The organism is Pseudomonas sp. GW821-FHT09D08, assembly GCF_059416305.1.
In genome coordinates, this window is record NZ_JBWKOX010000005.1 from 204,472 (window position 1) to 229,012 (window position 24,541).

At 62.5% G+C, this 24,541-nt stretch carries 23 protein-coding genes; 10 read left to right on the top strand and 13 right to left on the bottom strand.

Translation table 11 applies throughout. The features are described from left to right. The first annotated feature begins 19 nt into the window (after positions 1–19). Both AC07OP_RS12375 and AC07OP_RS12380 read left to right on the top strand, forming a co-directional pair. Positions 20–1,240, top strand: coding sequence for a putative DNA modification/repair radical SAM protein (locus AC07OP_RS12375; protein ID WP_065940205.1), 1,221 nt, complete (start codon positions 20–22; stop codon positions 1,238–1,240). Then, positions 1,237–2,070, top strand: coding sequence for a TIGR03915 family putative DNA repair protein (locus tag AC07OP_RS12380; RefSeq protein ID WP_495101762.1), 834 nt, complete (start codon positions 1,237–1,239; stop codon positions 2,068–2,070). The genes AC07OP_RS12375 and AC07OP_RS12380 overlap by 4 nt, the downstream gene beginning before the upstream one ends. A 52-nt stretch (positions 2,071–2,122) precedes the next feature. On the opposite strand, the gene AC07OP_RS12385 is transcribed toward AC07OP_RS12380, so the two are convergent. The 7 genes from AC07OP_RS12385 to ctlX all read right to left on the bottom strand — a co-directional run bounded on the left by AC07OP_RS12385 (position 2,123) and on the right by ctlX (position 8,030). Further along, positions 2,123–2,620 carry an Lrp/AsnC family transcriptional regulator gene (locus AC07OP_RS12385; protein ID WP_053138651.1) on the bottom strand — a complete coding sequence of 166 codons (498 nt, stop codon included), beginning with the start codon at positions 2,618–2,620 and terminating at the stop codon, positions 2,123–2,125. A gap of 5 nt (positions 2,621–2,625) precedes the next feature. Continuing rightward, entirely contained in the window at positions 2,626–3,456 is an 831-nt protein-coding gene (locus tag AC07OP_RS12390) for an ABC transporter ATP-binding protein (protein ID WP_065940203.1), read from the bottom strand. Between the two features lie 3 nt (positions 3,457–3,459). Beyond that, entirely contained in the window at positions 3,460–4,173 is a 714-nt protein-coding gene (locus AC07OP_RS12395; RefSeq protein ID WP_065923793.1) for an ABC transporter permease, read from the bottom strand. Continuing rightward, positions 4,170–4,871 (bottom strand): ABC transporter permease, encoded by a 702-nt coding sequence (locus AC07OP_RS12400; RefSeq protein ID WP_495101761.1) that lies wholly within the window; start codon positions 4,869–4,871, stop codon positions 4,170–4,172. Before AC07OP_RS12400 ends, AC07OP_RS12395 begins: the two co-directional genes overlap by 4 nt. Before the next feature lie 137 nt (positions 4,872–5,008). After that, entirely contained in the window at positions 5,009–5,788 is a 780-nt protein-coding gene (locus AC07OP_RS12405) for an ABC transporter substrate-binding protein (RefSeq protein ID WP_281112570.1), read from the bottom strand. A gap of 257 nt (positions 5,789–6,045) precedes the next feature. Further along, on the bottom strand, positions 6,046–7,092 hold the full coding sequence (gene ocd, locus AC07OP_RS12410) for an ornithine cyclodeaminase (protein WP_495101760.1): 1,047 nt from the start codon (positions 7,090–7,092) through the stop codon (positions 6,046–6,048). Positions 7,093–7,103: 11 nt separating this feature from the next. Next, the gene (gene ctlX, locus AC07OP_RS12415; protein WP_027606183.1) at positions 7,104–8,030 is read right to left on the bottom strand and encodes a citrulline utilization hydrolase CtlX; all 927 of its coding nucleotides are present in this window, start codon (positions 8,028–8,030) and stop codon (positions 7,104–7,106) included. Between the two features lie 287 nt (positions 8,031–8,317). Between ctlX and AC07OP_RS12420 the strand changes: the two genes are divergently transcribed. Next, on the top strand, positions 8,318–9,211 hold the full coding sequence (locus AC07OP_RS12420) for a GNAT family acetyltransferase (protein ID WP_495101759.1): 894 nt from the start codon (positions 8,318–8,320) through the stop codon (positions 9,209–9,211). A 65-nt stretch (positions 9,212–9,276) separates the two neighbouring features. On the opposite strand, the gene AC07OP_RS12425 is transcribed toward AC07OP_RS12420, so the two are convergent. The 5 genes from AC07OP_RS12425 to AC07OP_RS12445 form a co-directional block, all read right to left on the bottom strand. After that, complete coding sequence (locus tag AC07OP_RS12425; protein ID WP_065940198.1) at positions 9,277–10,296, bottom strand: branched-chain amino acid aminotransferase; 1,020 nt, start codon at positions 10,294–10,296, stop codon at positions 9,277–9,279. A gap of 103 nt (positions 10,297–10,399) precedes the next feature. Beyond that, complete coding sequence (lpdA, locus tag AC07OP_RS12430; protein ID WP_495101758.1) at positions 10,400–11,779, bottom strand: dihydrolipoyl dehydrogenase; 1,380 nt, start codon at positions 11,777–11,779, stop codon at positions 10,400–10,402. A gap of 4 nt (positions 11,780–11,783) precedes the next feature. Further along, positions 11,784–13,040 (bottom strand): dihydrolipoamide acetyltransferase family protein, encoded by a 1,257-nt coding sequence (locus AC07OP_RS12435; RefSeq protein ID WP_495101757.1) that lies wholly within the window; start codon positions 13,038–13,040, stop codon positions 11,784–11,786. Then, entirely contained in the window at positions 13,041–14,099 is a 1,059-nt protein-coding gene (locus AC07OP_RS12440) for an alpha-ketoacid dehydrogenase subunit beta (protein ID WP_065884833.1), read from the bottom strand. A 1-nt stretch (position 14,100) separates the two neighbouring features. After that, positions 14,101–15,336, bottom strand: coding sequence for a 3-methyl-2-oxobutanoate dehydrogenase (2-methylpropanoyl-transferring) subunit alpha (locus AC07OP_RS12445; protein ID WP_169898991.1), 1,236 nt, complete (start codon positions 15,334–15,336; stop codon positions 14,101–14,103). A 195-nt stretch (positions 15,337–15,531) separates the two neighbouring features. Here AC07OP_RS12445 and AC07OP_RS12450 point away from each other — a divergent pair, with 195 nt between their 5' ends. Both AC07OP_RS12450 and AC07OP_RS12455 read left to right on the top strand, forming a co-directional pair. After that, complete coding sequence (locus tag AC07OP_RS12450; protein ID WP_027606189.1) at positions 15,532–16,014, top strand: Lrp/AsnC family transcriptional regulator; 483 nt, start codon at positions 15,532–15,534, stop codon at positions 16,012–16,014. A gap of 183 nt (positions 16,015–16,197) precedes the next feature. Continuing rightward, positions 16,198–17,817, top strand: coding sequence for a methyl-accepting chemotaxis protein (locus tag AC07OP_RS12455; RefSeq protein ID WP_495109910.1), 1,620 nt, complete (start codon positions 16,198–16,200; stop codon positions 17,815–17,817). A 58-nt stretch (positions 17,818–17,875) separates the two neighbouring features. Here AC07OP_RS12455 and AC07OP_RS12460 read toward each other — a convergent pair whose 3' ends face one another. Then, a complete protein-coding gene (locus tag AC07OP_RS12460; protein WP_495101755.1) occupies positions 17,876–18,739 on the bottom strand; it encodes an MBL fold metallo-hydrolase in 864 nt (287 codons plus the stop codon). Between the two features lie 94 nt (positions 18,740–18,833). Between AC07OP_RS12460 and AC07OP_RS12465 the strand changes: the two genes are divergently transcribed. The 5 genes from AC07OP_RS12465 (at position 18,834) to AC07OP_RS12485 (ending at position 24,443) form a co-directional block, all read left to right on the top strand. Then, the gene (locus AC07OP_RS12465) at positions 18,834–19,169 is read left to right on the top strand and encodes an ArsR/SmtB family transcription factor (RefSeq protein WP_017527038.1); all 336 of its coding nucleotides are present in this window, start codon (positions 18,834–18,836) and stop codon (positions 19,167–19,169) included. Between the two features lie 51 nt (positions 19,170–19,220). Next, entirely contained in the window at positions 19,221–20,465 is a 1,245-nt protein-coding gene (locus tag AC07OP_RS12470; protein WP_495101754.1) for an NAD(P)/FAD-dependent oxidoreductase, read from the top strand. Beyond that, on the top strand, positions 20,466–21,272 hold the full coding sequence (locus AC07OP_RS12475) for a sulfite exporter TauE/SafE family protein (RefSeq protein ID WP_495101753.1): 807 nt from the start codon (positions 20,466–20,468) through the stop codon (positions 21,270–21,272). It begins immediately after the preceding gene. A gap of 140 nt (positions 21,273–21,412) precedes the next feature. Then, on the top strand, positions 21,413–22,558 hold the full coding sequence (nosP, locus tag AC07OP_RS12480) for a nitric oxide-sensing protein NosP (RefSeq protein ID WP_027606194.1): 1,146 nt from the start codon (positions 21,413–21,415) through the stop codon (positions 22,556–22,558). Then, complete coding sequence (locus tag AC07OP_RS12485) at positions 22,500–24,443, top strand: PAS domain-containing hybrid sensor histidine kinase/response regulator (protein WP_065940189.1); 1,944 nt, start codon at positions 22,500–22,502, stop codon at positions 24,441–24,443. Before nosP ends, AC07OP_RS12485 begins: the two co-directional genes overlap by 59 nt. Positions 24,444–24,541 lie beyond the last annotated feature (98 nt).

Genomic DNA, 24,541 nt, shown 5'->3' on the forward strand with positions numbered 1-24,541 from the left:
CCAGTATCGGTAAGCCTCCATGCAGTTGATCGAAAAACTCAGCATCCTCGCCGATGCCGCCAAGTACGACGCCTCCTGCGCCAGCAGCGGCGCGCCCAAGCGCAGCTCGGAAGGCAAGGCGGGGCTGGGCTCCACCGATGGCATGGGCATCTGCCACAGCTACACGCCGGACGGTCGCTGCGTATCCTTGCTCAAGGTGTTGCTCACCAACTTCTGTCTCTACGACTGCCAATACTGCGTCAACCGCCGCTCCAGCGACGTGCCCCGTGCACGCTTCAGCCCGGAGGAGGTGGTCACCCTGACCCTGGATTTCTACAAGCGCAACTGCGTCAGCGGGCTGTTCCTCAGTTCCGGCATCATTCGTTCGGCCGACTACACCATGGAGCAATTGGTGCGGGTGGCCAAACTGCTGCGCGAAGAGCATGACTTTCGCGGTTACATCCACCTCAAGACCATCCCCGAGGCCGACCCGGCGCTGATTGCCGAGGCCGGGCGCTACGCCGATCGCCTCAGCGTGAATATCGAACTGCCCACCGATGCCAGCCTGCAAACCCTGGCGCCGGAAAAGCAGATCGTCTCGATCAAGCAGGCCATGCAGACCATCTACACCGGCGAGCAGACGGTCTTCAACGAACCCCGTGCACCGCGTTTCGCCCCGGCCGGGCAGAGTACCCAGATGATCGTCGGCGCCGACGAGACCGACGACAGCACCATCCTCCACAGTGCCGAGGCGCTGTATGGCAACTTCAAGCTGCGCCGCGTGTATTACTCGGCCTTCAGCCCCATCCCCAACAGCCCGAAAAGCGTGCCCCTGGCCGCGCCGCCATTGATGCGCGAGCATCGCTTGTACCAGGCGGATTTCCTGCTGCGCAGCTACGGCTTCAGTGCCAACGAATTGTTCGAAGGCCCCGGCCACCTGGCCCTGGATATCGACCCCAAGCTGGCCTGGGCCCTGGAGCACCGCGAGGTATTCCCCCTGGACCTGAATCGTGCCGAGCCGACCTTGATCGCCCGCATCCCGGGCATCGGCCTGCGCACCACCCAGCGCCTGGTGGACCTGCGCCGCGAACGCAAGATCCGCTTTGAAGACCTGGCACGCATGCGCTGTGTACTGGCCAAGGCCAAGCCGTTTTTCATCACCAGTGACTACCACCCGCAACAGGCGGACAGCACCAGCGTGCTGCTGCGCGAACAACTGCGTGACCGCCCGCAGCCGCAGCAGATGGGGTTGTGGGGATGATCAGCCTGGAATGCGACAACCTTTTCAGCACCTGGCGCGAACAGGCGCGCTGGCTGCTCAGTCATCAGGTCGACCCCAGCCAGGTCAGTTGGGGCGAGGTACAGGCGGCGGACCTGTTTGCCACCGATGAGCCGATCCCCGAAGGCTTGGGTCCGTTCCAGGCGCGAATTCCCAAGGCGCTGCTGGAGCTGTTGGCGTCAGCCGCCTGTTACCACGGCGACCAGCGTTGGAGCCTGTTGTACGAAGTGCTCTGGCGCGTCAGCCATGGCGACCGCACCGCGATGCTGGCGGGGGATAAACTCGGCACTGAGCTGCAGCGGCGCATCAAGCAGGTGAGTCGCGAGGCCCATCACCTGCATGCGTTTGTGCGCTTTATCGCCTTGCCGGCAGGGGCAGGGCCCGAGTTGCCGGAGTACGTGGCCTGGCATGAGCCGGCCCATGACATCCTCAAATCGGCCAGCCAGCATTTTGTCGGGCGCATGGGGCGCCATCGCTGGATGATCGCCACGCCGTTGGATGGGGTTTATTACGATGGCGAACAGCTGATTCATCAACGCCAATGCCCTGAGGCCTGGCAGCAGCTGGCGCAGAACGTCGAGGATCCCCACAGTGCGATGTGGCTGACGTACTACAGCCATATCTTCAACCCGGCGCGGTTGAACCCCAAGGTGATGGAAGGGCACTTGCCGAGTCGGTTCTGGAGGAATCTGCCGGAGGGCAGGTTGATCCCGGGGTTGATCAGCGAGGCGCGTACGGGGAAGCAGAAGGATGGGCAGGCGAAGATGATTGGCACCAAGCTCGGCAAGCGTATTTCAAGCGGGCGCGGTTAAAAATCTGGGAGGGGCAAACCCCTCCCACATTGGATTTCCAGTGTTTGAGGATCTAGGCCAGTTCGATGGCGGTATTTTTCACCACCGCCAACTCCGGATGCGCCACCAACTTATCGATGTGCAGCTCATCATTGTTCAGCCAGATCTCCGATACCACCCGGTAGTGCTCCATATCCCGGCAGCGCATGCGCAGGCTGTAGTCGAACGGCCCGCTGATCAACTGGCATTCGAACACCTGGGGGCACGCCTTCATACAGGCTTCGAAAGCCTTTTGCGCCGAGCGCCCGCTCTGGTTGGACAAGGCCACCAGCACCAGCAGCGACAGCCCGGGCGAGACCATCTGCACATCGATGATCGCGCCGTACCCGCGAATCACCCCGCGTCGCTCCAGCTTGCGCACCCGCTCCAGGCAGGGCCTGGGGGTGAGGTGCACCAATGACGAGAGCTTTTCATAGGTGATACGCCCCTGGTGGCGCAGCACTTCGATGATCGCCTCATCGATGCGATCCAGCGCAGGGGAGGTATGGGGTCCGTTGGCCTTGGTATCCATGGGTTTCACTTCAAACGGTTGGAAAGAAATTGCTGCAAGCGCTCGCTGTTGGGGTGGTCGAGGATCTCGGCGCCGCCTTGTTCCTCGACTCGGCCTTGATGCAGGAACAGCACTTGGCTGGACACCTGGCGGGCAAAGCCCATTTCGTGGGTGACCATCAGCATGGTACGACCTTCCTCAGCTAACGTCTGTATGACTTTGAGGACTTCTCCTACAAGTTCGGGGTCGAGGGCGGAGGTGGGTTCATCGAACAGAATGATTTCCGGCTCCATCGCCAGGGCCCGCGCGATGGCCACGCGCTGTTGCTGGCCGCCGGACAGGAACGCCGGGTACTGATCGGCCACGCGGCCCGGCAGGCCGACCTTGTCGAGGTACATGCGCGCGCGTTTTTCGGCTTCGGCGGCACTTACCCCCAGCACCCGGCGCGGGGCCATGGTGATGTTTTCCAGCACGGTCATGTGGCTCCACAGGTTGAAGTGCTGGAACACCATGGCCAGGCGCGTGCGCAGGTTCTGCAATTGTTCCTGGTGCGGCGCACGGGCGCCGGCGCGGCCCTGGCGCATTTCGATGCTGATGCCGTCCAGGGTGATGACGCCGGCGTCCGGCTGTTCGAGAAAGTTGATGCAGCGCAGCATGGTGCTTTTGCCCGAGCCGCTGGCGCCGATCAGGCTGATTACGTCGCCATTGCGGGCGTTGAGGGACACGCCCTTGAGCACTTCGTGTTCGCCGTAGCGTTTATGGATGCCTTCGACCTGCAGCTTGACGGCAGCAGTTGCCGCCTGGGTAACGGGTACATCGACAGGATAAGTGGCTAGGGCCTGCGCGGACTGATTCATGGGTTAGCCTCGGGTAGGAACAAGAAAACGCATCCAGCGACGTTCGGCCAGTCGGAACAGGCCCACCAGTGCAAAGGACAGCAGCATGTAGAGCAGGGCGGCGATGCCGAAGGCCTGGAACGTCAGGAACGTCTCGGCATTGGCATCGCGCGCCACCTTGAGGATGTCGGCGACGGTGGCGGTAAACGCCAGCGACGTGGCGTGCAGCATCAGGATCATTTCATTGCTGTAGGCCGGCAGCGCGCGGCGCAGTGCGGCAGGCACCACCACAAACAGGTTGAGGCGCCAGCCGTGCAGGCCATAGGCGCGGGCCGCTTCGAGTTCGCCATGGGGAATGTTGCGGATCGCCCCGGCGAAGATTTCCACGGTGTAGGCGCAGGTGTTGAGCACAAAGGCCAGCAGGGTGCAGTTGAGGGCATTGCGGAAAAACTGGTTGAGCAGGGCGTTGTCCTGCACCACCTCCAGGCTGTACAGCCCGGTGTAGCAGATCAACAGTTGGATATACAACGGCGTGCCGCGAAACAGGTAGGTGTAGACCTCCACCGGCCAGCGCAGCCAGAAGTGTTCCGACACGCGGGCCAGCGCCAGCGGGATCGAGAGGAAAAACCCCAGCACCACCGAGATAATGAACAGCCACAAGGTCATGGCAACGCCGGACAACCCGGTGCCATCGCTGAACAGGTAGGCCAGGCCGTATTGCTGGAACAGTTCGATCATCGCGCCATCCCCTTGATGCCGAGGTTATAGCGCCGTTCGAGGCGCTTGAAGATGCGGTTGGAGAGGGTGGTGATCACCAGGTACACCAGGCCTGCGAGGATCAGGAAGTACAACGGCTCGTTGGTGGTCTTGCCGGCGTTCTGCGCAGCCTTGACCAGGTCCGACAGGCCGATGATCGACACCAGCGCCGTGGACTTGAGCAGCACCAGCCAGTTATTGCCCAGGCCCGGCAGGGCAAAGCGCATCAACTGCGGGAACAGCACCAGGTGAAAACGCTGCCAGCGGCTCAGGCCGTAGGCGGTGGCGGCTTCGAGTTGCCCGACCGGCACACTGAGGATCGCGCCACGGAAGTTCTCGGTGAAATACGCGCCGTAGATAAACCCCAGGGTGATGACCCCAGCGGTAAACGGGTCGATTTCAAAGTAGTCCCAGCCGAACACGTCGCTCAGGTCGTTGAGCCACAGTTGCAGGCTGTAGAAAATCAGCAGGATCAGCACCAGGTCCGGCACGCTGCGGATCAGCGTGGTGTACAGCGTGGCCGGCACCCGCAGCCATTGGGCGCTGGACAGTTTGGCGCCGGCGGCGATCAGGCCCAGGGCGAGGCTCAGGGCCAGCGCCAGGAGCGCCAGCTTGACTGTCATCCAGGCACCCTGGGCGAGCATCGGGCCGTAGCCTTGCAAGTTGAGGAGTTCGTTCATGGGGAGATCTCTAAAGGGCGCAGACATACCCCTGTGGGAGAGGGCTTGCTCCCGATGAGGGCGTGCCAGTCGACACCTGTATTGACTGACCCACCGCTATCGGGAGCAAGCCCCTTCCCACAAGGGATTGTGTTGGCTTATTCGTTGTAGATGTCTTGATCGCCGAAGTATTTCTTCTGGATCTGTGCGTAGGTGCCATCGGCCTGGACGGCGGCGATGCCTTTGTTGATCAGCGCACGCAAGTCCTGGTCGTTCTTGCGCAGGCCCATGGCGATGTCCAGGGGCAGGGTCGGGTCCTTGAAGGCCGGGCCGGTCTTGAAGTCGGCGCCTTCAGGCTTGGACAGGAAGTTGAGCTGGGCTTCGAGCTTGTCGGTCAGGGTAGCGTCGAGACGGCCGTTCTGCAGGTCGGCGTAGTTCTGCTCCTGGGACTGGTACGCCTTGATCTGCGCGCCCAGTTTGGCCAGGTGCGCACGGGCATAGGCTTCCTGCAACGAACCTTGCAGCACGCCGACCTGTTTGCCTTTCAACGATTCCGGGGTGTCGCCGAAGTCGGCGTTTTTGCGCGTGATCACCGACGTGGGGCTGAGGAACAGGCGGTCGGTGAAGTCGATGACTTTCTCGCGCGCCGGGGTTACGGCCATGGACGACATGATCGCGTCGAACTTGCGCGCGCGCAGGGCCGGGATCATGCCGTCGAATTCGTTGTGCACCCAGGTGCATTTGACCTCGAGCTTGGCGCAGATGGCGTTGCCCAACTCGATATCGAAGCCTTGCAGGCTACCGTCGGCGGCCACGGATTCAAACGGGGGGTACTCTGGGAATACGCCGAAGCGGATTTCTTTCCAATCCTGGGCGTGGGCGGCGCTGGCGCACAGTGGCAACAGCAACGCAGCGAAGAGTGATCGCAGTGGAGTCATGTGTCAGTCCCTATATTTTGTAATTGATGTCAGGGCAGTAGAAAGGGTGCAGCGTGCATGCATTCGGTGACTCTTTGGTCGGGCTCAGAATGCTTCATGATGGTGCGTTTTTTGTGTCGTTTACCCGGTGCTCAAAGCGCAAATTGCGCTGTTAAAACACGCAATGCAGCGGAATCGGCTGTTGCACCCGCTGAATCGGCTTTTCAGCCCTGGAAATCCGACCTGCCCATGGCGCAAAGGGGCAGGCCAGAGCGGTCTCAGGCGCGCTTTTTATGCTGTGCTCGAGGCTGTTGGGCCAGGCGCGCGAACAAGTCCTTGGGGTCGGCCAGGTCCGGCACCAATTCCAGTTCGCTGCCGACATCCAGGGCCTTGGCCACGTCCAGCACATAGCGCAGGGCCGAGTAGTCTTCGATGGCAAAGCCTACCGAGTCGAACAGGGTGACCTGGCGCTCATTCTCGCGGCCGGCGACCTGGCCGTTGATGACCTGCCACAACTCGGTCACCGGCGAGTCTTCCGGCATGTGCTGGATTTCACCTTCGATGCGGCTTTGCGGTTCGTACTCGACGATCACACGGGCGCGCTCGACAATGCGGCGGTCCAGCTCGGTCTTGCCCGGGCAGTCGCCGCCCACGGCGTTGAGGTGCATGCCGGGCTCGATCATGTCGTCGGTGAGGATGGTCGCGTAGGCCTTGTCGGCGGTGACGGTGGTGACGATGTCCGCGCCCTTGACCGCTTCGGCCACGCTGCCGGCCAGGATCACCTTGATTGCCGGGAACGCCTTGAGGTTGGCTGCCAGCTTGGCGGTGGCCTTGGCGTCGATGTCGAACAGGCGGATCTCGTTGATGCCGAGCATGGCGTGGAAGGCCAGGGCCTGGAATTCGCTCTGGGAGCCGTTGCCGATCAACGCCATGCTGCGGCTGTTGGCGCGGGCCAGGTAGCGGGCCACCAGCGCCGACGTGGCGGCGGTACGAATGGCAGTGGTCAGGGTCATTTCCGCCAGCAGCACCGGTTTGCCGGTGTCGACGTCGCCCAGTGCACCAAAGGCCATTACGGTGAGCATGCCGGCCAAGGTGTTCTTCGGGTGGCCGTTGACGTACTTGAAGGCGTACAGCGAGGCGTCGGACACCGGCATCAACTCGATCACGCCATCCGGCGAGTGGTTGGCCAGGCGTGCGCATTTTTCAAAATCCTGCCAGCGCAGGTAGTCGGCGCGGATGTACTCGGCCATCTCAGTGATGCAGGTGTGCAGGCCCTTTTGCGAAACCAGATAGCTGAGGTCGTTGACGTCGATATAGCGGGTCATGGCAAGACTCCTTATTGAAATGAGGGACGGGCGGGCAGGTGCACTTCTGCCAGCATGCAGCGGGCACTGCCGCCGCCGATGCGTTCGATGTTGTCGATGTTCACCACCACCGGCCGGGTGTGGCGCTCCACATGCCGGCGCTGGGCCGGTTGCAGCGCGCCCCAGGCACTGGCAGACATCACCAGCAGCGGCTGGCCGTCGCGGTCGTGGACTTCGAGCATGTTGCCGGCGAAGGCTTCGAGCTGGTCGAAGTCGAGGCCGAGGATGTCTTTGCCGGTGTCGCGCAGCGAGCGTTCCAGGGCCTGGCGTTCGTCGGCGTCGGGCAACGCTTGCAGGCACACCACCGAAAGGTCGCGGCCGACGCTCATCATCACGTTGCTGTGGTAGATCGGTGCGTGGTGGCGGTCGACGGCGTGGAAGACGCAGAGCTGGTAGTCGAGGCGTTCGGCAAACTGGCGCAGCGCGTCGTGGTGGGTGCGCCCGGAGTGGCAGGCGTAGCTGATGCGGTGCTGGCGGTCGAGGACCATGCTGCCGGTGCCTTCGAGGAAAATGTTCTGTTGTTCGAGGTGGCTGAGGTCGATGGTGTCCTTGATCGCAAAGCGCTGCTCCAGCACCTGCAGCACGCCCTTGTTGCGCTCCAGTCGGCGGTTCTGGCCTTCCATCGGGTACAGCACCAGGCTGCCGTCGGCGTGGCTGCTCCACCAGTTGTTGGGGAAGATCGAGTCAGGTGTGTGGGGCGCCGGAGTGTCTTGCACCACCAGCACTTCCACGCCGTGCCGGCGCAGGGTGTCGACATAGCCGTCGAACTCTTCCAGCGCTTTCTGCTGTGCACTGAGCGGGTCGAGGGGCGGGCGTTGGAAACGGTTGTTGATCGCGGTATCCGGGTTGAAGGCAAAGCGCGCCGGGCGAATCATCAGGACGGTGTTGGTGGTTTGCATGGGTGCACGAATCCATGGGGTTGAGCAGTGGGGCTATTTTGTTCGCTGTGGCAGGGGAATCCCGGCTGAAACCAAGGGGCGGCCCAGCCGGGAAAGCTGAAAAGGGGGGTGAGGCGGCCGAATCGGCTGTTGGAGCTGGAGTGCGGTCAAAATGTGAGAGGGGGCTTGCCCCCGATTGCGGTATATCAGTCACTCAATCCATCAACTGGCACACCGCCATCGGGAGCAAGCCCCCTCCCACATTGGTACAGTGGCGACTGAAATAACGCCGTCAGCCAGGAGGAATCATGTCTACCGTCGTACGTCTTGCCCAATCCGAGGATGCCGAAGGGATCAGCCAGGTCATCCTGGCGGCCTTGCACAGCAGCAATGCGCGGGACTATCCGGCGGATGTGATTGCCCGGGTGGCCAGCAACTTCACCCCGGACGCGGTGCTCGACCTGCTCAAGCGCCGTGTGGTGCTGGTGGCGGTCCAGGACCGGGTGATCGTCGCCACGGCGGCCCTGGATGCCAATGTGGTGCGCTCGGTGTTCGTCAATCCGGCGTTGCAAGGGCAGGGCGTTGGCCGGTTGCTGATGATTGAAATCGAACTGCGCGCGCGGGAAGCGGGCGTGACGACGCTGAGTGTGCCGTCTTCGCTGACCGCCGAGCCGTTCTACACCAAGCTGGGTTTTCACACGGTACGCGACGTCTACCACGGCAATGAGCGCACGTTGGTGATGGAAAAGGCGCTGTTGTCGCGCCATCCCATCGGACCGTACCGTGACCGCCAGCACCGTGGGCACGTGGTGGCGTTATGGCAGGAGGCGTTTGGGTATGACACGGCGCATAACCTGCCGACCCTGGCGATCGATAAGAAACTGGCGGTCAATGACGGGCTGTTTTTTGTGGCGACGGACAAAAAGACTGTTATCGGGACGGTGCTTGCCGGCTACGACGGTCATCGCGGCTGGTTGTACTCGGTGGCCGTGCACCCTGGCTATCGGCGTCATGGCCTCGGTTCCTCGCTGGTGCGGCATGCGGAACAGGCCCTGACGGCCCTGGGCTGCATGAAGATCAACCTGCAGATCACCGGTGGCAATGAGGCGGTGGTGGGGTTCTATGAGGCGCTGGGGTATGGGGTGGAGCCGAGGATCAGCATGGGCAAGAAGATTGCCGAGAATATCCCGAAGGATTCTTGAATACACTGGAGAGCAAATGTGGGAGGGAGCAAGCCACCTCCCACATGGGTTATGCGTTGAGCCTGTTAGACCTTAACGATCCAACCCGCTGGCGCTTCGACGTCGCCGGTCTGCACGCCGGTCAGCTCTTTGTAGAGCTTCTGGGTGATCGGGCCGACTTCGGTCTCGCTGTGGAACACATGCAACTGGCCGTTGTACTGGATACCGCCGATCGGCGAGATCACTGCCGCAGTGCCGCAGGCACCGGCTTCCTTGAACTGATCCAGCTTGTCGATGAATACCTCGCCTTCGACCACTTCCAGGCCCAGGCGGGTCTGGGCCAGTTCGATCAGCGACAGGCGGGTGATGCCTGGCAGCACCGAAGGTGACTTCGGTGTGATGAACTGGTTGTCGTGGGTGATCCCGAAGAAGTTGGCCGAGCCGACTTCTTCGATTTTCGAGTGGGTCATCGGGTCCAGGTAGATCGCATCGGCGAAACCGGATTTCTTCGCTTCCGAGCCCGGCATCAGGCTGGCGGCGTAGTTGCCACCGACCTTGGCGGCACCGGTGCCCTGTGGCGCGGCGCGGTCGAAGGTGGAGATCTGGAAGTTGTGGGGCACCAGGCCGCCCTTGAAGTAGGCGCCGACCGGGATGCAGAACACCGAGAAGATGAATTCCGGCGCGGTACGCACGCCGATGTTGTCACCGGTGCCGATCACGAACGGGCGCAGGTACAGCGCGCCGCCGCTGCCGTACGGCGGAATGAACCGCTCGTTGGCCTTGACCACTTGCTTGCACGCGTCGATGAACGCGTCGGTCGGGACGTGCGGCATCAGCAGGCGGGCGCAGCTGCGCTGCATGCGCGCGGCGTTCTGGTCCGGGCGGAACAGGTTGATCGAGCCGTCCTTGCAGCGGTAGGCCTTGAGGCCTTCGAAGCACTGCTGGCCGTAGTGCAGGGCGGTAGAGCCCTCGCTGATGTGCAGCACGTTGTCGTCGGTCAGGGTGCCGGTTTGCCATTCGCCGTTTTTCCAGACCTGGAGAAACCGCTTGTCGGTCTTGATGTAGTCAAAACCCAGCTTGTCCCAATTGATGCTTTCGTTACCCATGACACCCTCTATCTTTGGTCAAGTCGGTTTTTTTCTGAATGGGCGCAACAATACTTCATTCCCGGGCCCGTTCGCATCCCCTGTAGCGCCCTCGCCACAAACGCTATAGGTGCAAGGCGTGGCCCAGGGCCCGCAGCGCAGCTTCCTGCACCGCCTCGCCGAGCGTCGGATGGGCGTGGATAGTGCCGGCCACGTCTTCCAGGCGTGCGCCCATTTCCAGGCTCAGGCCGAAGGCGGTGGACAGCTCGGACACGCCGGCGCCGACCGCTTGCCAGCCGACAATCAGGTGATTGTCGCGGCGTGCCACCACCCGTACGAAGCCGGTTTTCGACTCCAGGGTCATCGCACGGCCGTTGGCGGCAAACGGGAAACTCGACACGATGCAGTCCAGGCCGGCGGCCTTGGCTTCATCGGGCGTCTTGCCGACCACCACCAGTTCCGGGTCGGTGAAGCACACCGCCGGGATCGCCGCCGGGTTGAATTCGCGGGATTGACCGCTGATCAGTTCGGCGACCATTTCGCCCTGGGCCATCGCTCGGTGCGCCAGCATCGGCTCGCCGCTCAGGTCGCCGATGGCATACACGTTGCGCATGCTGGTCTGGCAGCGGCCGTCGATCTTGATCGCCGCGCCGTTCATCTCCAGGTTCAGCGCCTCAAGGTTCCAACCCTGGGTGTTGGGTTTGCGACCAACGGCAACCAGCACCTGATCGGTTGTCAGCGCCAGGATGTCGCCATTCGGGTCGCATACTTGCAGGCTGCCATCGGCAAAACCCGTGACGCTGTGCTTGAGGTACAGCTTCACGCCCAGTTGCTTGAGGGATTCGTTCACCGGTTGCGTCAGCTCGGCGTCGTAGGCCGGCAGGATGCGATCCTGAGCTTCGACCACACTCACGTCGGCACCGAGCTTGCGATAGGCGATCCCCAGCTCCAGGCCGATGTAGCCGCCGCCCACCACAATCAGGCGCTTGGGCACGCGGGTCGGCGCCAGGGCTTCGGTGGACGAGATGATCGGCCCGCCGATCGGCAGCATCGGCAGGTTGACGCTTGTTGAACCGGTGGCCAGCAGCAGGTGTTCGCACTGGATGCGCTGGTCGCCGACGTCGACGGTCTTGCCGTCCACCACCTTGGCCCAGCCGTGGATCACCTGCACTTTGTGCTTTTTAAGCAGTGCGGCGACACCGGTGGTCAAGCGGTCGACAATGCCGTCTTTCCATTCCACGCTTTTGCGGATGTCCAGGGTCGGCACGTCCACCTCGATTCCCAACCGGGAACCCTGGCTGTGGTGCACGGTTTGCTGGAACTGCTCGGCCACGTGAATCAAGGCCTTGGACGGAATGCAGCCGATATTCAGGCAGGTGCCGCCCAACGCCTGGCCTTCCACCAGGATCGTCGGGATGCCCAGCTGGCCGGCACGAATGGCGGCCACATAACCGCCAGGGCCGCCGCCGATAATCAGCAGCGTGGTATGCAATGTCTGGGTCATGCCCTTACTCCAGGAACAGGCTGGCGGGTTGTTCGAGCAGGCCGCGAATGGCCTGGATGAATTGCGCCGCGTCCATGCCATCGACCACGCGGTGATCGAAGGAGCTGGAGAGGTTCATCATCTTGCGGATCACGATCTGGCCCTTGATCACCATCGGCCGCTCGACGATACGGTTGACGCCGACGATGGCCACCTCCGGCAGGTTCAGCACCGGGGTGCTGACGATGCCGCCCAGGGCGCCCAGGCTGGTCAGGGTAATGCTCGAACCGGACAGTTCATCGCGACTGGCCTTGCCATTGCGTGCAGCAGTGGCCAAGCGCGCGATTTCCTCGGCGTTGCCCCACAGGCTGCGCGCTTCGGCGTGACGCACCACCGGCACCATCAGGCCCACGTCGCTCTGGGTGGCGACGCCCACATGCACCGCGCCGAGGCGGGTGATGACCTGGGCTTCGTCGTCGTAGCGCGCGTTGATCTGCGGGAAATCCCGCAGCGCCACGACCATGGCGCGCACGATAAACGGCAGCAACGTCAGCTTGCCGCGCGTGGTGCCGTGCTTCTCGTTGAGGTGCACGCGCAGCTCGTCGAGGGCGGTGACGTCGATCTCTTCCACATAGCTGAAATGCGCGGCACGCCGGGTGGCGTCCTGCATGCGCTGGGCGATCTTGCGGCGCATGCCGATCACGGGGATCTGTTCTTCGTCGTTGCGTTCGGCGTAAGGGTTGGCGGCCGTCGAAGGCTTTGAAGCCCCTTGTTGCAGGTAGGCCTCGAGGTCTTCGTGCAGGATTCTCCCGGCCGGGCCGGAGCCCTGTACCAGACGCAGTTGAATCCCGGCATCCAGCGCATGCTTGCGCACGGCGGGGGAGGCCAGGGGGCGTTCGTCGGCATCGCGGGCCACGGGGGCCTGTGCGGTCACGACGGGCGCGGGCTTGTTTTCAACCACCGGTGCAGGTTTGGCCTCGACAACGGGCGCAGCCTTGGGCGCTTCTTTCGCCACCTGCACGTCTTTGGCGTTACCCGCACCTTCCACTTCAATGCTGATCAGGATACTGCCTACCGCCATGACTTCACCCGGCTCGCCGCCGAGGGCAATCACCTTGCCATGGACCGGCGAGGGAATGTCCACCATCGCCTTGTCGGTCATCACATCCGCCAGCACCTGGTCTTCGACGACCATGTCGCCGACCTTCACATGCCAGACCGACAGTTCAACTTCCGCGATGCCTTCGCCAATGTCCGGCATCTTGATAACGTGCGTGCCCATTCAGACCTCCATGACCCGTTTCAACGCCGCGCCCACTCGGGACGGGCCTGGGAAATACGCCCACTCCTGCGCGTGCGGGTAGGGGGTGTCCCAACCGGTGACGCGTTCGATCGGCGCTTCCAGGTGGTGGAAGCAATGCTCCTGCACCAGCGCCACCAACTCGGCACCAAAGCCGCAGGTACGGGTGGCTTCGTGCACCACCACGCAACGGCCGGTCTTCTTCACGGATTTGACGATGGTGTCCAGGTCCAGCGGCCACAGGCTGCGCAGGTCGATGACTTCGGCGTCGATGCCGGTTTCTTCGGCGGCGACCTGCGACACATACACCGTGGTGCCGTAGGTCAGCACAGTGACGGCCGAGCCCGGGCGCACGATGGCGGCCACGTCCAGCGGCACCGTGTAGTAACCGTCCGGCACCTGGGCTTGCGGGTGTTTCGACCACGGCGTTACGGGGCGGTCGTGGTGGCCGTCGAACGGGCCGTTGTACAGGCGCTTGGGCTCGAGGAAGATCACCGGGTCATCGTTTTCGATGGAGGCAATCAGCAGGCCCTTGGCGTCATAGGGGTTGGACGGCATCACCGTACGCAGGCCGCAGACCTGGGTGAACACCGCTTCGATGCTCTGGCTGTGGGTCTGGCCGCCGTAGATGCCGCCGCCGCAGGGCATGCGCATGGTCAAGGGCGCGGTGAACTGGCCGGCCGAGCGATAACGCAGGCGCGCCGCTTCGGAGATGATCTGGTCGGTGGCGGGGTAGACGTAGTCGGCGAACTGGATCTCGGCCACCGGGCGCAGGCCGTAGGCACCCATGCCCACGGCCACGCCGATAATGCCGCTTTCGGAGATCGGTGCGTCGAACACCCGCGAGCTGCCGTATTTGGTCTGCAAGCCTTCGGTGCAGCGGAACACGCCGCCGAAATAGCCGACGTCCTGGCCGAACACCACCACGTTGTCATCACGTTCAAGCATCACATCCATGGCCGAGCGCAGGGCCTGGATCATGGTCATGGTGGTGGTGGTCATGGCGGTTTCCAATTCGATGCTGTTGTTGTGATCGTTCATGTCAGATCCCCAACTCCTGACGCTGGCGCTTCAAGTGCTCCGGCATCTCTTTATAGACGTCTTCGAACATGGTCGCGGCGCTTGGGATCTGGCCACCGGCCAGGGTGCCGTACTGTTCGGCCTGTTTCTGCGCGGCGATCACCTCGGCTTCCAGTTCGGCACTGACCGCCGCGTGCTCCTCTTCGGACCACTGGCCAATCCTGATCAGGTGCTGCTTGAGGCGGGCAATCGGGTCGCCCAGCGGGAAGTGGCTCCAGTCGTCGGCGGGGCGGTATTTGGACGGATCGTCCGAGGTGGAGTGCGGGCCGGCGCGGTAGGTGACCCATTCGATCAGGCTCGGTCCGAGGTTGCGGCGCGCACGCTCGGCGGCCCAGGCGGAGGCGGCGTACACCGCGATAAAGTCGTTGCCGTCCACGCGCAGGGAGGCGATGCCGCAGCCGACGCCGCGTCCGGCGAAGGTGGTGGCTTCACCACCGGCGATGGCCTGGAAGGTGGAGATGGCCCACTGGTTGTTGACCACGTTGAGAATCACCGGCGCGCGGTACACGTGGGCAAAGGTGAGGGCGGTGTGGAAGTCGGATTCGGCGGTGGCGCCGTCACCGATCCAGGCCGAGGCGATCTTGGTATCGCCCTTGATCGCCGAGGCCATGCCCCAGCCCACACCCTGTACGAATTGGGTGGCGAGGTTGCCGGAAATGGTGAAGAAGCCTGCGTCCTTGACCGAATACATGATCGGCAACTGGCGGCCTTTGAGCGGGTCGCGCTCGTTGGACAGCAGTTGGCAGATCAGGTCCACCAGCGGCACGTCGCGGGCCATCAGGATGCTTTGCTGGCGGTAGGTGGGGAAGCACATGTCGTCGATGTTCAAGGCCAGGGCCTGGGCGCTGCCGATGGCTTCTTCGCCAAGGCTCTGCATGTAGAACGACATTTTTTTCTGACGCTGGGCGACCACCATGCGGTTGTCGAAGATCCGCGTCTTGAGCATGGCACGCATGCCTTTGCGCAGGATCTCCACGGGAACCCCTTCGGCCCACGGGCCCAGGGCCTGGCCCTGGTCGTCGAGCACGCGGATCAGGCCCTTGGCCAGGTCGGCGGTGTCGGCGGGTTCTACGTCGATGGCGGGTTTGCGCACCAGGCCGGCGTCGGTCAGGCGCAGGTAGGTAAAGTCGGTCTTGCAGCCTGGGCGGCCCGAGGGTTCGGGAACGTGCAGGCGCAGTGGGGCATACGGCTGATTCATGGCTTTCTACGCTCGATCTTGTGAATTTCTTGTAGTGGGCGCGCTAGCTGACAGTCAGTCTCCGGGTAAGAGAAATCTTGTCCTACAACAATCATAGGCGTGGCGTAGAAGAATATTTATCTGTGTTTCATTGCGCCCGCGATCATTTGCGGATAAAAAACCTGCATAAACATAATAAACAGGTGATTTTGTCTCATGCGCAAACTGGACCGTACCGATATCGGCATTCTCAACGCCCTGCAGGAGAATGCGCGGATTACCAACGCCGACCTGGCCCGCTCGGTCAACCTGTCGCCCACACCCTGTTTCAACCGGGTCAAGGCGATGGAGGAACTGGGCCTGATTCGCGAGCAAGTCACGCTGCTCGACGCCGATCTGCTGGGGCTGCACGTCAACGTGTTTATCCATGTGAGCCTGGAAAAGCAGAACGAGCTGGCGTTGCAGCAGTTCGAAGGCGCGATTTCCGACCGGCCCGAGGTGATGGAGTGCTACTTGATGGCCGGCGACCCGGACTATTTGATCCGGGTGTTGGTGCCGACGATCCAGTCGCTGGAGCGTTTCATGATGGACTTCCTGACCAAGGTGCCGGGTGTCGCCAACATCCGCTCGAGCTTTGCCCTCAAGCAAGTGCGCTACAAGACGGCGCTGCCATTGCCGCCGGGTGGGTTAATGGTTTGATTTCAATAGGGGCTGCACCGCTGATCCTGATAGTTAGCCAAGTAATAATCAGGGCGGGCTTTTTATTTTTAGTTAATGAAAAATTGCATCAGCGGTCACGTATTTTTCACACGTATTTCAACACATTGGCCCCCATCAGGCCGTGAAGTTCGCGGCCCAGGAAAGGGGTAAGCCGCGATGTCCATGAGAGCCTTGAAGTTGAACTTCCGTACCACACTGTGTTTTGGCCTGGTGTGCCTTTTGCTGCTGATACAAGGAGCAATGACCCTGATCAAAGTCGATAAGGTCTATTCGTCGACGGTTGAAATCGAAACTAACTGGCTCCCCAGTATTCGTTTGGCGGGTGAAATAGATTCGGCCTTTTATAAGCTTCGTCTTGATTTGCGTCGTTATGCCATGGAAATCACCCGCCAGGAGCCGGCCTCCCTGGAAAAGCTCAAGGCGACTCGTAAGGAAGCGCTCGACGTGGCCGAGCGTTATGGGCCGTTAGTCTCGAGCCCCGAAGAGCAAGCCAAGTACAACGAAGCATTAGCCAGCATCAAGAACTACAGTCAGAAGATGGACGAATTTCTTGCGCAAGCCTCCACCCTGTCCGCTGAACAGATGTCGACCTACCTGCGCGAAGTCAACGGGCCGATTGCCCTGGATGTGCAGCGTTCCATCAGCGAGTTGATCGCGTTGAATGAACGGGGCTCCAAGGCGGCGGTGCAGGTGGCTTCCAGCGAATATGACGCGGCGCGTCTGTTCACCTGGATATTGATGGCCGCCTCCTTGCTGATCACCGTCGTGGTAGCAAGCCTGTTTACCCGCAGCATCATTACTCCGGTGCGTGAATTGCTGGTATCGACCGGCAAGATTGCCGACGGCGATCTGCGCGTGGCGATTGCCATCAATGGCAATGACGAGTTGACCGCGTTGCAACGGTCCACCGCGTCCATGCAAATGAACCTGAAAAGTACCTTGCAGCACATCTCCGAGGCGTCCGGGCAATTGGCGGCGGCGGCGGAGGAGATGAGCGCCATCACCCGCGAGTCCAGTGCCGGTATTGAACGCCAAAGCATGGAAACCGATCAGGCCGCCACGGCGGTTAACCAAATGACGGCAGCAGTTGAAGAAGTGGCGCGCAATGCGGTGTCGGCTTCCCAGTCCACCCAGGACTCCCAACGCTCGGCCAAAGTCGGCCAGGAGCGTGTGACGCAAACCATCGCCTCCATCGAGAAACTCAGCGCCACGGTGCAGCAGACCGGCGTCGAAGTCGAAGGGCTGGCCAGGCAGGCCCAGGATATTGCGCGGGTGGTTGAAGTGATCCGCTCGATTGCCGAGCAAACCAACCTGCTGGCCTTGAACGCGGCCATTGAAGCCGCCAGGGCAGGGGAGCAGGGCCGGGGCTTTGCGGTGGTGGCCGACGAGGTGCGGGCCCTGGCCCACAGAACGCAGACCTCGACCCAGGAAATCGAGCAGATGATCGCGAAAATCCAGACGTGCTCCAGTGAGGCGGTGTCTTCCATGGCCCTCAACCGCAACGAAGCGGTGGACTCCTTGAAGATTGCCCATGAAGCGGGCCTGGCAATTACTCAGATCACCGAAGCCATTACCGATATCAATGACCGCAACCTGTTGATCGCCACGGCCTCCGAGGAACAGGCCCACGTGGCACGTTCGGTGGACCAGAACCTGATCAGCATCCGTGATCTTTCCATCCAGAGTTCTTCGGCGGCCGGCCAGACCTCGATTGCCAGCCAGGAACTGTCGAGGCTGGCGGTGGACCTCAAGCAGATCGTGTCGAAATTTGCCGTAGCCTGATCACACCTGCGCAGCACTCCCGGAGCATGGAATGGCATGGACGCCAGGCAGGACGGCTTTAGAGCTGGTTCAACGGAATCTTCAAGTACACCACCCCGTTCTCCTCCGCTGGCGGCATATGACCGGCCCGCACATTCACCTGGATCGCCGGCAACAACAGCGTGGGCATCCCCAGCCCGGCATCGCGTTGGGTGCGCATCGCCACGAACGCCGCTTCATCCACTCCGTCATGCACATGGATATTGCCCGCGCGCTGCTCCGCCACGCTGGTCAGGCATTTGGCCTCGCGGCCTTCGGGCGGGTAGTCATGGCATACATACAGCTGGGTGTCGGGGGCAAAGGCCAGCAGTTTGCGCATCGACGCATACAGCTGGCGCGCATCGCCGCCGGGGAAGTCGCAGCGGGCGGTGCCGACATCGGGCATGAACAGGGTGTCGCCCACCAGGATCAAGCGGTCGTCGATCAGGTAGGCCATGTCCGCCGGGGTATGCCCGGGTACGTGCAGGGCCTGGGCCTTGATGTTGCCGATGCGGAAGATTTCATCCGGCGCGAACAGGTGGTCGAACTGCGAGCCATCGACGCGAAATTCCGGCTCCAGGTTGAAAAGATGCTTGAACACGTCCTGCACCTTGCTGATGCTCTGGCCGATGGCGATCTTGCCGCCCAGGGTCCGGCGCAGGTACGGCGCGGCCGACAGGTGGTCGGCATGGGCGTGGGTTTCCAGCAGCCATTGCACCTGCAAGCCGTGCTCACGCACAAAGGCGATGACCTTGTTGGCCTGGGCGGTGTCGGTGCGCCCGGAGGCCGGGTCGTAGTTGAGCACCGAATCGACGATGGCACAGGGGCCGCCGTCCGCTTCATAGACGACGTAGGTGTAGGTCGACGACGCCTCGTCCAGAAAGGAATGAATCAACGCTGACATGACGGCTGCCCCTGATGTTGAAAAAAATGATTACAATCACTTTACATTTACACATAATGTTTTGAGCTTAAGTGACGCAAAGGACCCGAGGCAAATGGAATCTACTCTGAGTGAAGGCGAAGTCGCCCAGCTGCGCGCGTCGGCATCCAAGGCCTGTGCCTTGCTCAAGGCCCTGGCCAATGAGGATCGCCTGTTGATCCTGTGCCAGCTGACCCAGGGCGAACGCAACGTCGGCGAGCTGGAAACCATGACCGGCGTACGCCAGCCCACGCTGTCACAGCAGTTGGGCATCCTGCGTGACGAAGGGCTGGTCGCCACCCGTCGCGAAGGCAAGTACATCTTCTACGGGCTGGCCAGCCACGAAGTGATCCAAGTGATGAAGACACTGTCCGGCCTTTACTGCGGCGCGGTGATAAAAAGCTGGGCGTGACGCCATACGGCAGCGACCCTTGTGTGCATTGACGATAAAAGGCAATAGACCATGACCGACCAACACTGGGGGCCAACCATCAGTGGCGATATCGTCGTCATCGGCGGCGGTTCGGCAGGCATCGGCCTGCTGGCCAGCCTGCTCAAGCGCGACCCCGACCTCAACATCACCCTGATCGAACCCAGCGACCAGCACTGCTACCAGCCGGCCTGGACCCTGGTCGGCGGCGGCGCCTACGACCTGGAAAAGACCCGACGCCCCCTGGCCGACGTGCTGCCCAATGGCGTCACCTGGGTGCAGGCCGCCGTCACCGAACTGTTGCCGGACGAGCGCGCCCTGGTGCTCGACAGCGGCCAACGCGTCACCTGGAACCACCTGATCGTCTGCCCCGGCCTGCGCCTGGCCTGGGAGAAAGTCGAGGGCCTGGAAGACACGTTGGGCCGCAACGGCGTCACGTCCAACTACAGCTATGAGCACGCGGCGTATACCTGGCAGCTGGTGCAGCAGTTGAAGCACGGCAAGGCGATCTTTACCCAGCCGGCCATGCCGATCAAATGCGCGGGGGCGCCGCAAAAGGCCATGTACCTGTCCTGCGATCACTGGCTCAGGCACGGTGACCTCAAGCACATCGACGTCGAATTCAACCTGGCCGGCGCGGCGCTGTTCGGCGTGGCGACCTTTGTGCCGCCGTTGATGAAGTACGTGGAGAAATACCACGCGCGCCTGGCGTTCAACGCCAACCTGGTCAAGGTCGACGGCCCGGCGCGCAAGGCCTGGTTCGAGGTGAAGGACGCCGAGGGCGACGTCACGCTCGAGGAAAAATCCTTCGACCTGCTGCATGTGGTACCGCCGCAAGTCGCGCCGGATTTCATCCGCCACAGCCCGTTGGCCGACGCCGCCGGCTGGTGCGAGGTGAACCCCCACAGCCTGCAACACCTGCGCTACCCGCACATCTTCGGCCTGGGCGATGTGTGCGGCACCAGCAATGCCAAGACCGCCGCCGCCGTGCGCAAGCAAATCGTGGTGGTCGCCGAAAACCTGCTGGCCCTGCGCAAACAGGCACCGCTGCCGCTCAAGTACGACGGCTATGGCTCGTGCCCACTGACGGTGGAGAAGGGCAAGGTGGTGCTGGCCGAGTTCGGCTACGGCGGCAAGCTGCTGCCGACCTTTCCCCTCGACCCGACCCGGGCACGCCGTTCGATGTGGTTCCTCAAGGCGACCTGGCTGCCGTGGTTCTACTGGAACGGCATGCTCAAGGGCCGCGAGTGGCTGACCCGTCTGAGCAAGGTGGACTGAATGCTGCTGGCGAGCGTTTTAGGCGTGTTGATGGGCCTGGTCATGGGCCTGACCGGCGCGGGCGGCGGCATCCTCGGGGTGCCGGCGCTGGTGCTGGGGCTGGGCTTGACCATGACCCAGGCCGCACCGGTGTCGTTGCTGGCCGTGGGCGCGGCTGCGGCCGTTGGTGCGATCGAGGGCTTGCGCCACGGCCTGGTGCGTTACCGCGCCGCGCTGTTGATCGCGTTGCTTGGCGCGCTGTTTTCGCCGGTCGGGGTGTTTTTCGCCCACCAAATGCCGGAGCCCATATTGATGGGGCTGTTCAGCGCCTTGATGGTGCTGGTGGCCTGGCGCATGTTGCAGCGCGAAAAGCTCGAGGCCGGGCCGAGCGATCATGGCGCGGCGTCCTGGGGCCAGAAGAACTGCATGCTCAACCAGCAGACCGGGCGCCTGGCCTGGACCGCCAAATGCAGCGCCACCCTGGCCGCACTGGGCGCGGTGACCGGGGCAGTCTCGGGGTTGCTCGGGGTGGGCGGCGGCTTTTTGATCGTCCCGGCGTTCAAGCAACTCACCGACGTGCAGATGCGTGGCATCGTCGCCACGTCGCTGATGGTGATCAGCCTGATTTCGCTGATCGGCGTGGCCGGCGCGTTCCATGCCGGCGTGCGTATCGAACCCGTGGGCTGGGTGTTTATCGCAGCCAGTATCGTCGGCATGCTGATCGGCCGGCGCCTGTGTTCGGTGATCCCCGCCCGTACCTTGCAGGTGGGGTTTGCCAGCCTGTGTGTAGTGGTTGCAGCTGGAATGCTTGTGAACGCTTTGCTGTGAATTTGAAATGCAGTCCAACATTTGAATCTCCCTTGTTTTTGAGCGATTCATCCCATCGCATCCCCCCACCCAGTACCCAAGTAGCATAGGTCCCGTCCCCCGCCCTTCGTACACTCATGCTTCAGAGGGGGGAGGCAACGATGCACAACAGTGAAGGCGTAGTCAGTGCCATGTCCCAGGCCACCGATGCCGGGCAGGCCGCCGAGGAGTTGGCGCGGCAACTGTTGCATCCGTACCTGGGCTTCGTGCTGTTTTTCTGCTCGGCGTCCTACGACCTGCAGGCTCTGGGCCGCGCCCTGCAGGAGTGTTTCGGCAACGTGCGCGTGGTGGGCTGCACCAGCGCCGGCGAGATCACGCCCCAGGGCTATGGGCGCAATTGCATTACGGCGATGGGCTTCAACCATGCGCACTTTTCCATCGCCACGGAGCTGATCGACCAGGTGGAACACTTCAGCCTGATCGACGCCCAGCAGATGGTCGAACGTCTGGTCGGCGGTTGCCGCAGCAATACCCTGGCACCGATCAAGGGCAACACCTTCGCCCTGACCCTGCTCGATGGCCTGTCCAGCCGCGAAGAAGTGGTGCTCGCCGCCCTCAGCGCGGCGCTCGGCGACATTCCGCATTTCGGCGGTTCGGCCGGCGACGACAACTTCCTCACCCACACCCACGTGTACTTCAACGGCGCCTTCCACAGCGGCGCGGCGGTGGTGGTGCTGGTCAATACCTGGCTGGATTTCGAGGTGTTCACCACCCACCACATCCTGCCGCGCAGCGAAAAACTGGTAGTGACCGGCGCCGACAGCCCGTCGCGCCGGGTCTTCGAGCTTAACGCCGAACCCGCCGCCGAAGAGTACGCGCGGCATATCGGCGTGGCCGTGGCCGACCTCGATCACCGCGTCTTCGCCGCGCACCCGTTGGCGGTGCGCATCCACGACCAGTACTACGTGCGCGCGATCCAGCAAGTGCACGACGACCTCAGCCTGAGTTTCTACTGCGCGGTGGAAAACGGCATCGTCCTCACCGTGATGAAACCCGGACCGATCCTGCCAAACCTGCAAACCCTGTTCGACGGCCTGCAAGCGCGCCTTGGCGACCTGCTGTTGACCATCGGCTGCGACTGCTTCCTGCGCCGCCTGGAGTTGGAAGACAGCGACAATCTGGAACAGATCGGCGGCTTCCTGCGCGACCAGCGGGTGATGGGTTTCAACACCTACGGAGAACAGTTCAATGGCATGCATATCAACCAGACCTTCACCGGGGTCGCCATTGCCCGAGGCCGGCGCTGAACTGCTCGCCCAGGTTGCCCAGCTGCAACAGGACAACCACAAGCTGGCACGGATCAACGCGGCGCTGATCGAGCGCATCGAGTCCGGCATGGCCCAGGGCAATAACCCTTACACCACCTTCCAGCATTCGGTGGTGCTGGCCGAGCAGGTGCGCGAACGCACCGACGCGCTGAACCAGGCGATGGCCGAACTCAAGGCCAGCAACCACTTGCTGATCAACGCCCGGCTGCGGGCTGAAACCCTGCGCGGCGAACAGGCGGCGGCGCAAAAGGCCCAGGAAAGCGAACGCTGGATTCGCCTGATCACCGATAACGTCCCGGCCCTGATCGGCTACCTGAATGCCGACCTGGTCTATGAGTTCACCAACAAAGTCTATGAAGAATGGTATTGCTGGCCGCGCGGCATGATGCTCGGCCAGAGCCTGCGCGAAGTCCACAGCGAACAGCATTGCCAGCGCCTGGACGCCTACGTCGCCCGCGCCCTGGCCGGGGAGAGCGTGACCTTCGAGTTCGCCGAGACCAATATCAATAACCAGGAGCGCTACATGCTGCGCTCCTATGTGCCGAATATGCTGGCCAGCGGCGAAGTGGTGGGGATCTTCGTGCTGATCCGCGACATCACCGAACGCCGCCGCACCGCCGAAGCCCTGCACCAGGCCTATCAGCACCTTGAGCAGCGCGTGGCCCAGCGCACCTCGGAACTCACCGCCCTTAACGACCAGTTATTGCAGGAGATCGACGAGCGCCGGCGCATGGAGGCGCGCCTGCGCGAAGCCAAGCTCGAGGCCGAGCAGGCCAACCTGTCGAAAACCAAATTCCTCGCCGCCGTCAGCCATGACCTGCTGCAACCTTTGAACGCGGCGCGCCTGTTCACCAGCGCACTGTTGGAGCGGCCCAGCGAAACCCTGGTGCGCAACGTGAGCAATTCCCTGGAAGACGTGGAAAACCTGCTGGGCACTCTGGTGGATATTTCCAAGCTGGATGCCGGGGTGATCAAGGCCGACATCGCGCCGTTTGCCCTGAGCGAACTGCTGGATAACCTGGCCGCCGAGTACACCGAATTGGCCCGCAGCGAGGGCCTGGAATTGCATTTTGTCGGTTGTTCGGCGCTGGTGCGCAGCGATATTCAGTTGCTGGCGCGGATCCTGCGCAACCTGCTAAGCAATGCGCTTCGCTACACCTACAAGGGGCGGGTGGTACTGGGCTGTCGCCGCCAGCATCAGCGTTTGTCGATCCAGGTGTGGGACAGCGGCATGGGCATCGCCGAGGAGCGGTTGGAGGAGATTTTCCAGGAATTCAAACGCGGCGATGTGCAGCGGCCCGACCAGGACCGTGGGCTGGGCCTGGGGCTGGCGATCGTGGAAAAGATCGCCGGGATCCTGGGTCATCGCATCAGCGTCAGATCCTGGCCGGGCAAGGGCTCGATGTTCTCGGTGGAGGTGCCGTTGAGCGCCACCGCACCCAAGTCGCTGCCGCAGCTGGCCATGAGCGAGCCGATGCTCGAACGCCTGCAAGGCGCGCGGGTGTGGGTGCTGGATAACGACGCGGCGATCTGCGCGGGCATGCGCACCTTGCTCGAAGGCTGGGGCTGCCAGGTGATCACGGCGTTGTCGGAGCAGGACCTGGCACGGCAGGTGGACAACTACCATGCCGAAGCGGACTTGCTGATCGCCGACTACCACCTCGACGACGACCAGAACGGCGTCGACGCCGTCGCCCGCATCAATGGACGCCGCGGCCGCGCGATACCGGCGCTGATGATCACTGCCAACTACAGCAATGAACTCAAGCTGCAAATTCGCGAGTTGGGGCACACGCTGATGCACAAGCCGGTACGCCCCATGAAACTCAAGACCGCCATGAGCCACCTGCTCGGCCGGCCCTGAAAACGCAGAACCAGTGTGGGAGGGGGCAAGCCCTAATGCCAGTCAGTTAAGGCTTTTTGTAGGAGCGAGCTTGCTCGCGAAAAACTTACAGGCGTCGC

What these genes read in the sequence shown, in the direction of transcription:
- AC07OP_RS12380 (WP_495101762.1), top strand. Translation starts at nt 1,237, where the DNA reads ATGATCAGCCTGGAATGCGACAACCTTTTCAGCACCTGGCGCGAACAG.
- AC07OP_RS12455 (WP_495109910.1), top strand. Translation starts at nt 16,198, where the DNA reads ATGAGAGCCTTGAAGTTGAACTTCCGTACCACACTGTGTTTTGGCCTG.
- AC07OP_RS12465 (WP_017527038.1), top strand. Translation starts at nt 18,834, where the DNA reads ATGGAATCTACTCTGAGTGAAGGCGAAGTCGCCCAGCTGCGCGCGTCG.
- AC07OP_RS12405 (WP_281112570.1), bottom strand. Translation starts at nt 5,788, where the DNA reads ATGACTCCACTGCGATCACTCTTCGCTGCGTTGCTGTTGCCACTGTGC.
- AC07OP_RS12450 (WP_027606189.1), top strand. Translation starts at nt 15,532, where the DNA reads ATGCGCAAACTGGACCGTACCGATATCGGCATTCTCAACGCCCTGCAG.
- AC07OP_RS12400 (WP_495101761.1), bottom strand. Translation starts at nt 4,871, where the DNA reads ATGAACGAACTCCTCAACTTGCAAGGCTACGGCCCGATGCTCGCCCAG.
- AC07OP_RS12425 (WP_065940198.1), bottom strand. Translation starts at nt 10,296, where the DNA reads ATGGGTAACGAAAGCATCAATTGGGACAAGCTGGGTTTTGACTACATC.
- ctlX (WP_027606183.1), bottom strand. Translation starts at nt 8,030, where the DNA reads ATGCAAACCACCAACACCGTCCTGATGATTCGCCCGGCGCGCTTTGCC.
- ocd (WP_495101760.1), bottom strand. Translation starts at nt 7,092, where the DNA reads ATGACCCGCTATATCGACGTCAACGACCTCAGCTATCTGGTTTCGCAA.
- AC07OP_RS12395 (WP_065923793.1), bottom strand. Translation starts at nt 4,173, where the DNA reads ATGATCGAACTGTTCCAGCAATACGGCCTGGCCTACCTGTTCAGCGAT.
- AC07OP_RS12385 (WP_053138651.1), bottom strand. Translation starts at nt 2,620, where the DNA reads ATGGATACCAAGGCCAACGGACCCCATACCTCCCCTGCGCTGGATCGC.
- lpdA (WP_495101758.1), bottom strand. Translation starts at nt 11,779, where the DNA reads ATGACCCAGACATTGCATACCACGCTGCTGATTATCGGCGGCGGCCCT.
- AC07OP_RS12390 (WP_065940203.1), bottom strand. Translation starts at nt 3,456, where the DNA reads ATGAATCAGTCCGCGCAGGCCCTAGCCACTTATCCTGTCGATGTACCC.
- AC07OP_RS12475 (WP_495101753.1), top strand. Translation starts at nt 20,466, where the DNA reads ATGCTGCTGGCGAGCGTTTTAGGCGTGTTGATGGGCCTGGTCATGGGC.
- nosP (WP_027606194.1), top strand. Translation starts at nt 21,413, where the DNA reads ATGCACAACAGTGAAGGCGTAGTCAGTGCCATGTCCCAGGCCACCGAT.
- AC07OP_RS12440 (WP_065884833.1), bottom strand. Translation starts at nt 14,099, where the DNA reads ATGAACGATCACAACAACAGCATCGAATTGGAAACCGCCATGACCACC.
- AC07OP_RS12420 (WP_495101759.1), top strand. Translation starts at nt 8,318, where the DNA reads ATGTCTACCGTCGTACGTCTTGCCCAATCCGAGGATGCCGAAGGGATC.
- AC07OP_RS12460 (WP_495101755.1), bottom strand. Translation starts at nt 18,739, where the DNA reads ATGTCAGCGTTGATTCATTCCTTTCTGGACGAGGCGTCGTCGACCTAC.
- AC07OP_RS12375 (WP_065940205.1), top strand. Translation starts at nt 20, where the DNA reads ATGCAGTTGATCGAAAAACTCAGCATCCTCGCCGATGCCGCCAAGTAC.
- AC07OP_RS12435 (WP_495101757.1), bottom strand. Translation starts at nt 13,040, where the DNA reads ATGGGCACGCACGTTATCAAGATGCCGGACATTGGCGAAGGCATCGCG.
- AC07OP_RS12470 (WP_495101754.1), top strand. Translation starts at nt 19,221, where the DNA reads ATGACCGACCAACACTGGGGGCCAACCATCAGTGGCGATATCGTCGTC.
- AC07OP_RS12485 (WP_065940189.1), top strand. Translation starts at nt 22,500, where the DNA reads ATGGCATGCATATCAACCAGACCTTCACCGGGGTCGCCATTGCCCGAG.
- AC07OP_RS12445 (WP_169898991.1), bottom strand. Translation starts at nt 15,336, where the DNA reads ATGAATCAGCCGTATGCCCCACTGCGCCTGCACGTTCCCGAACCCTCG.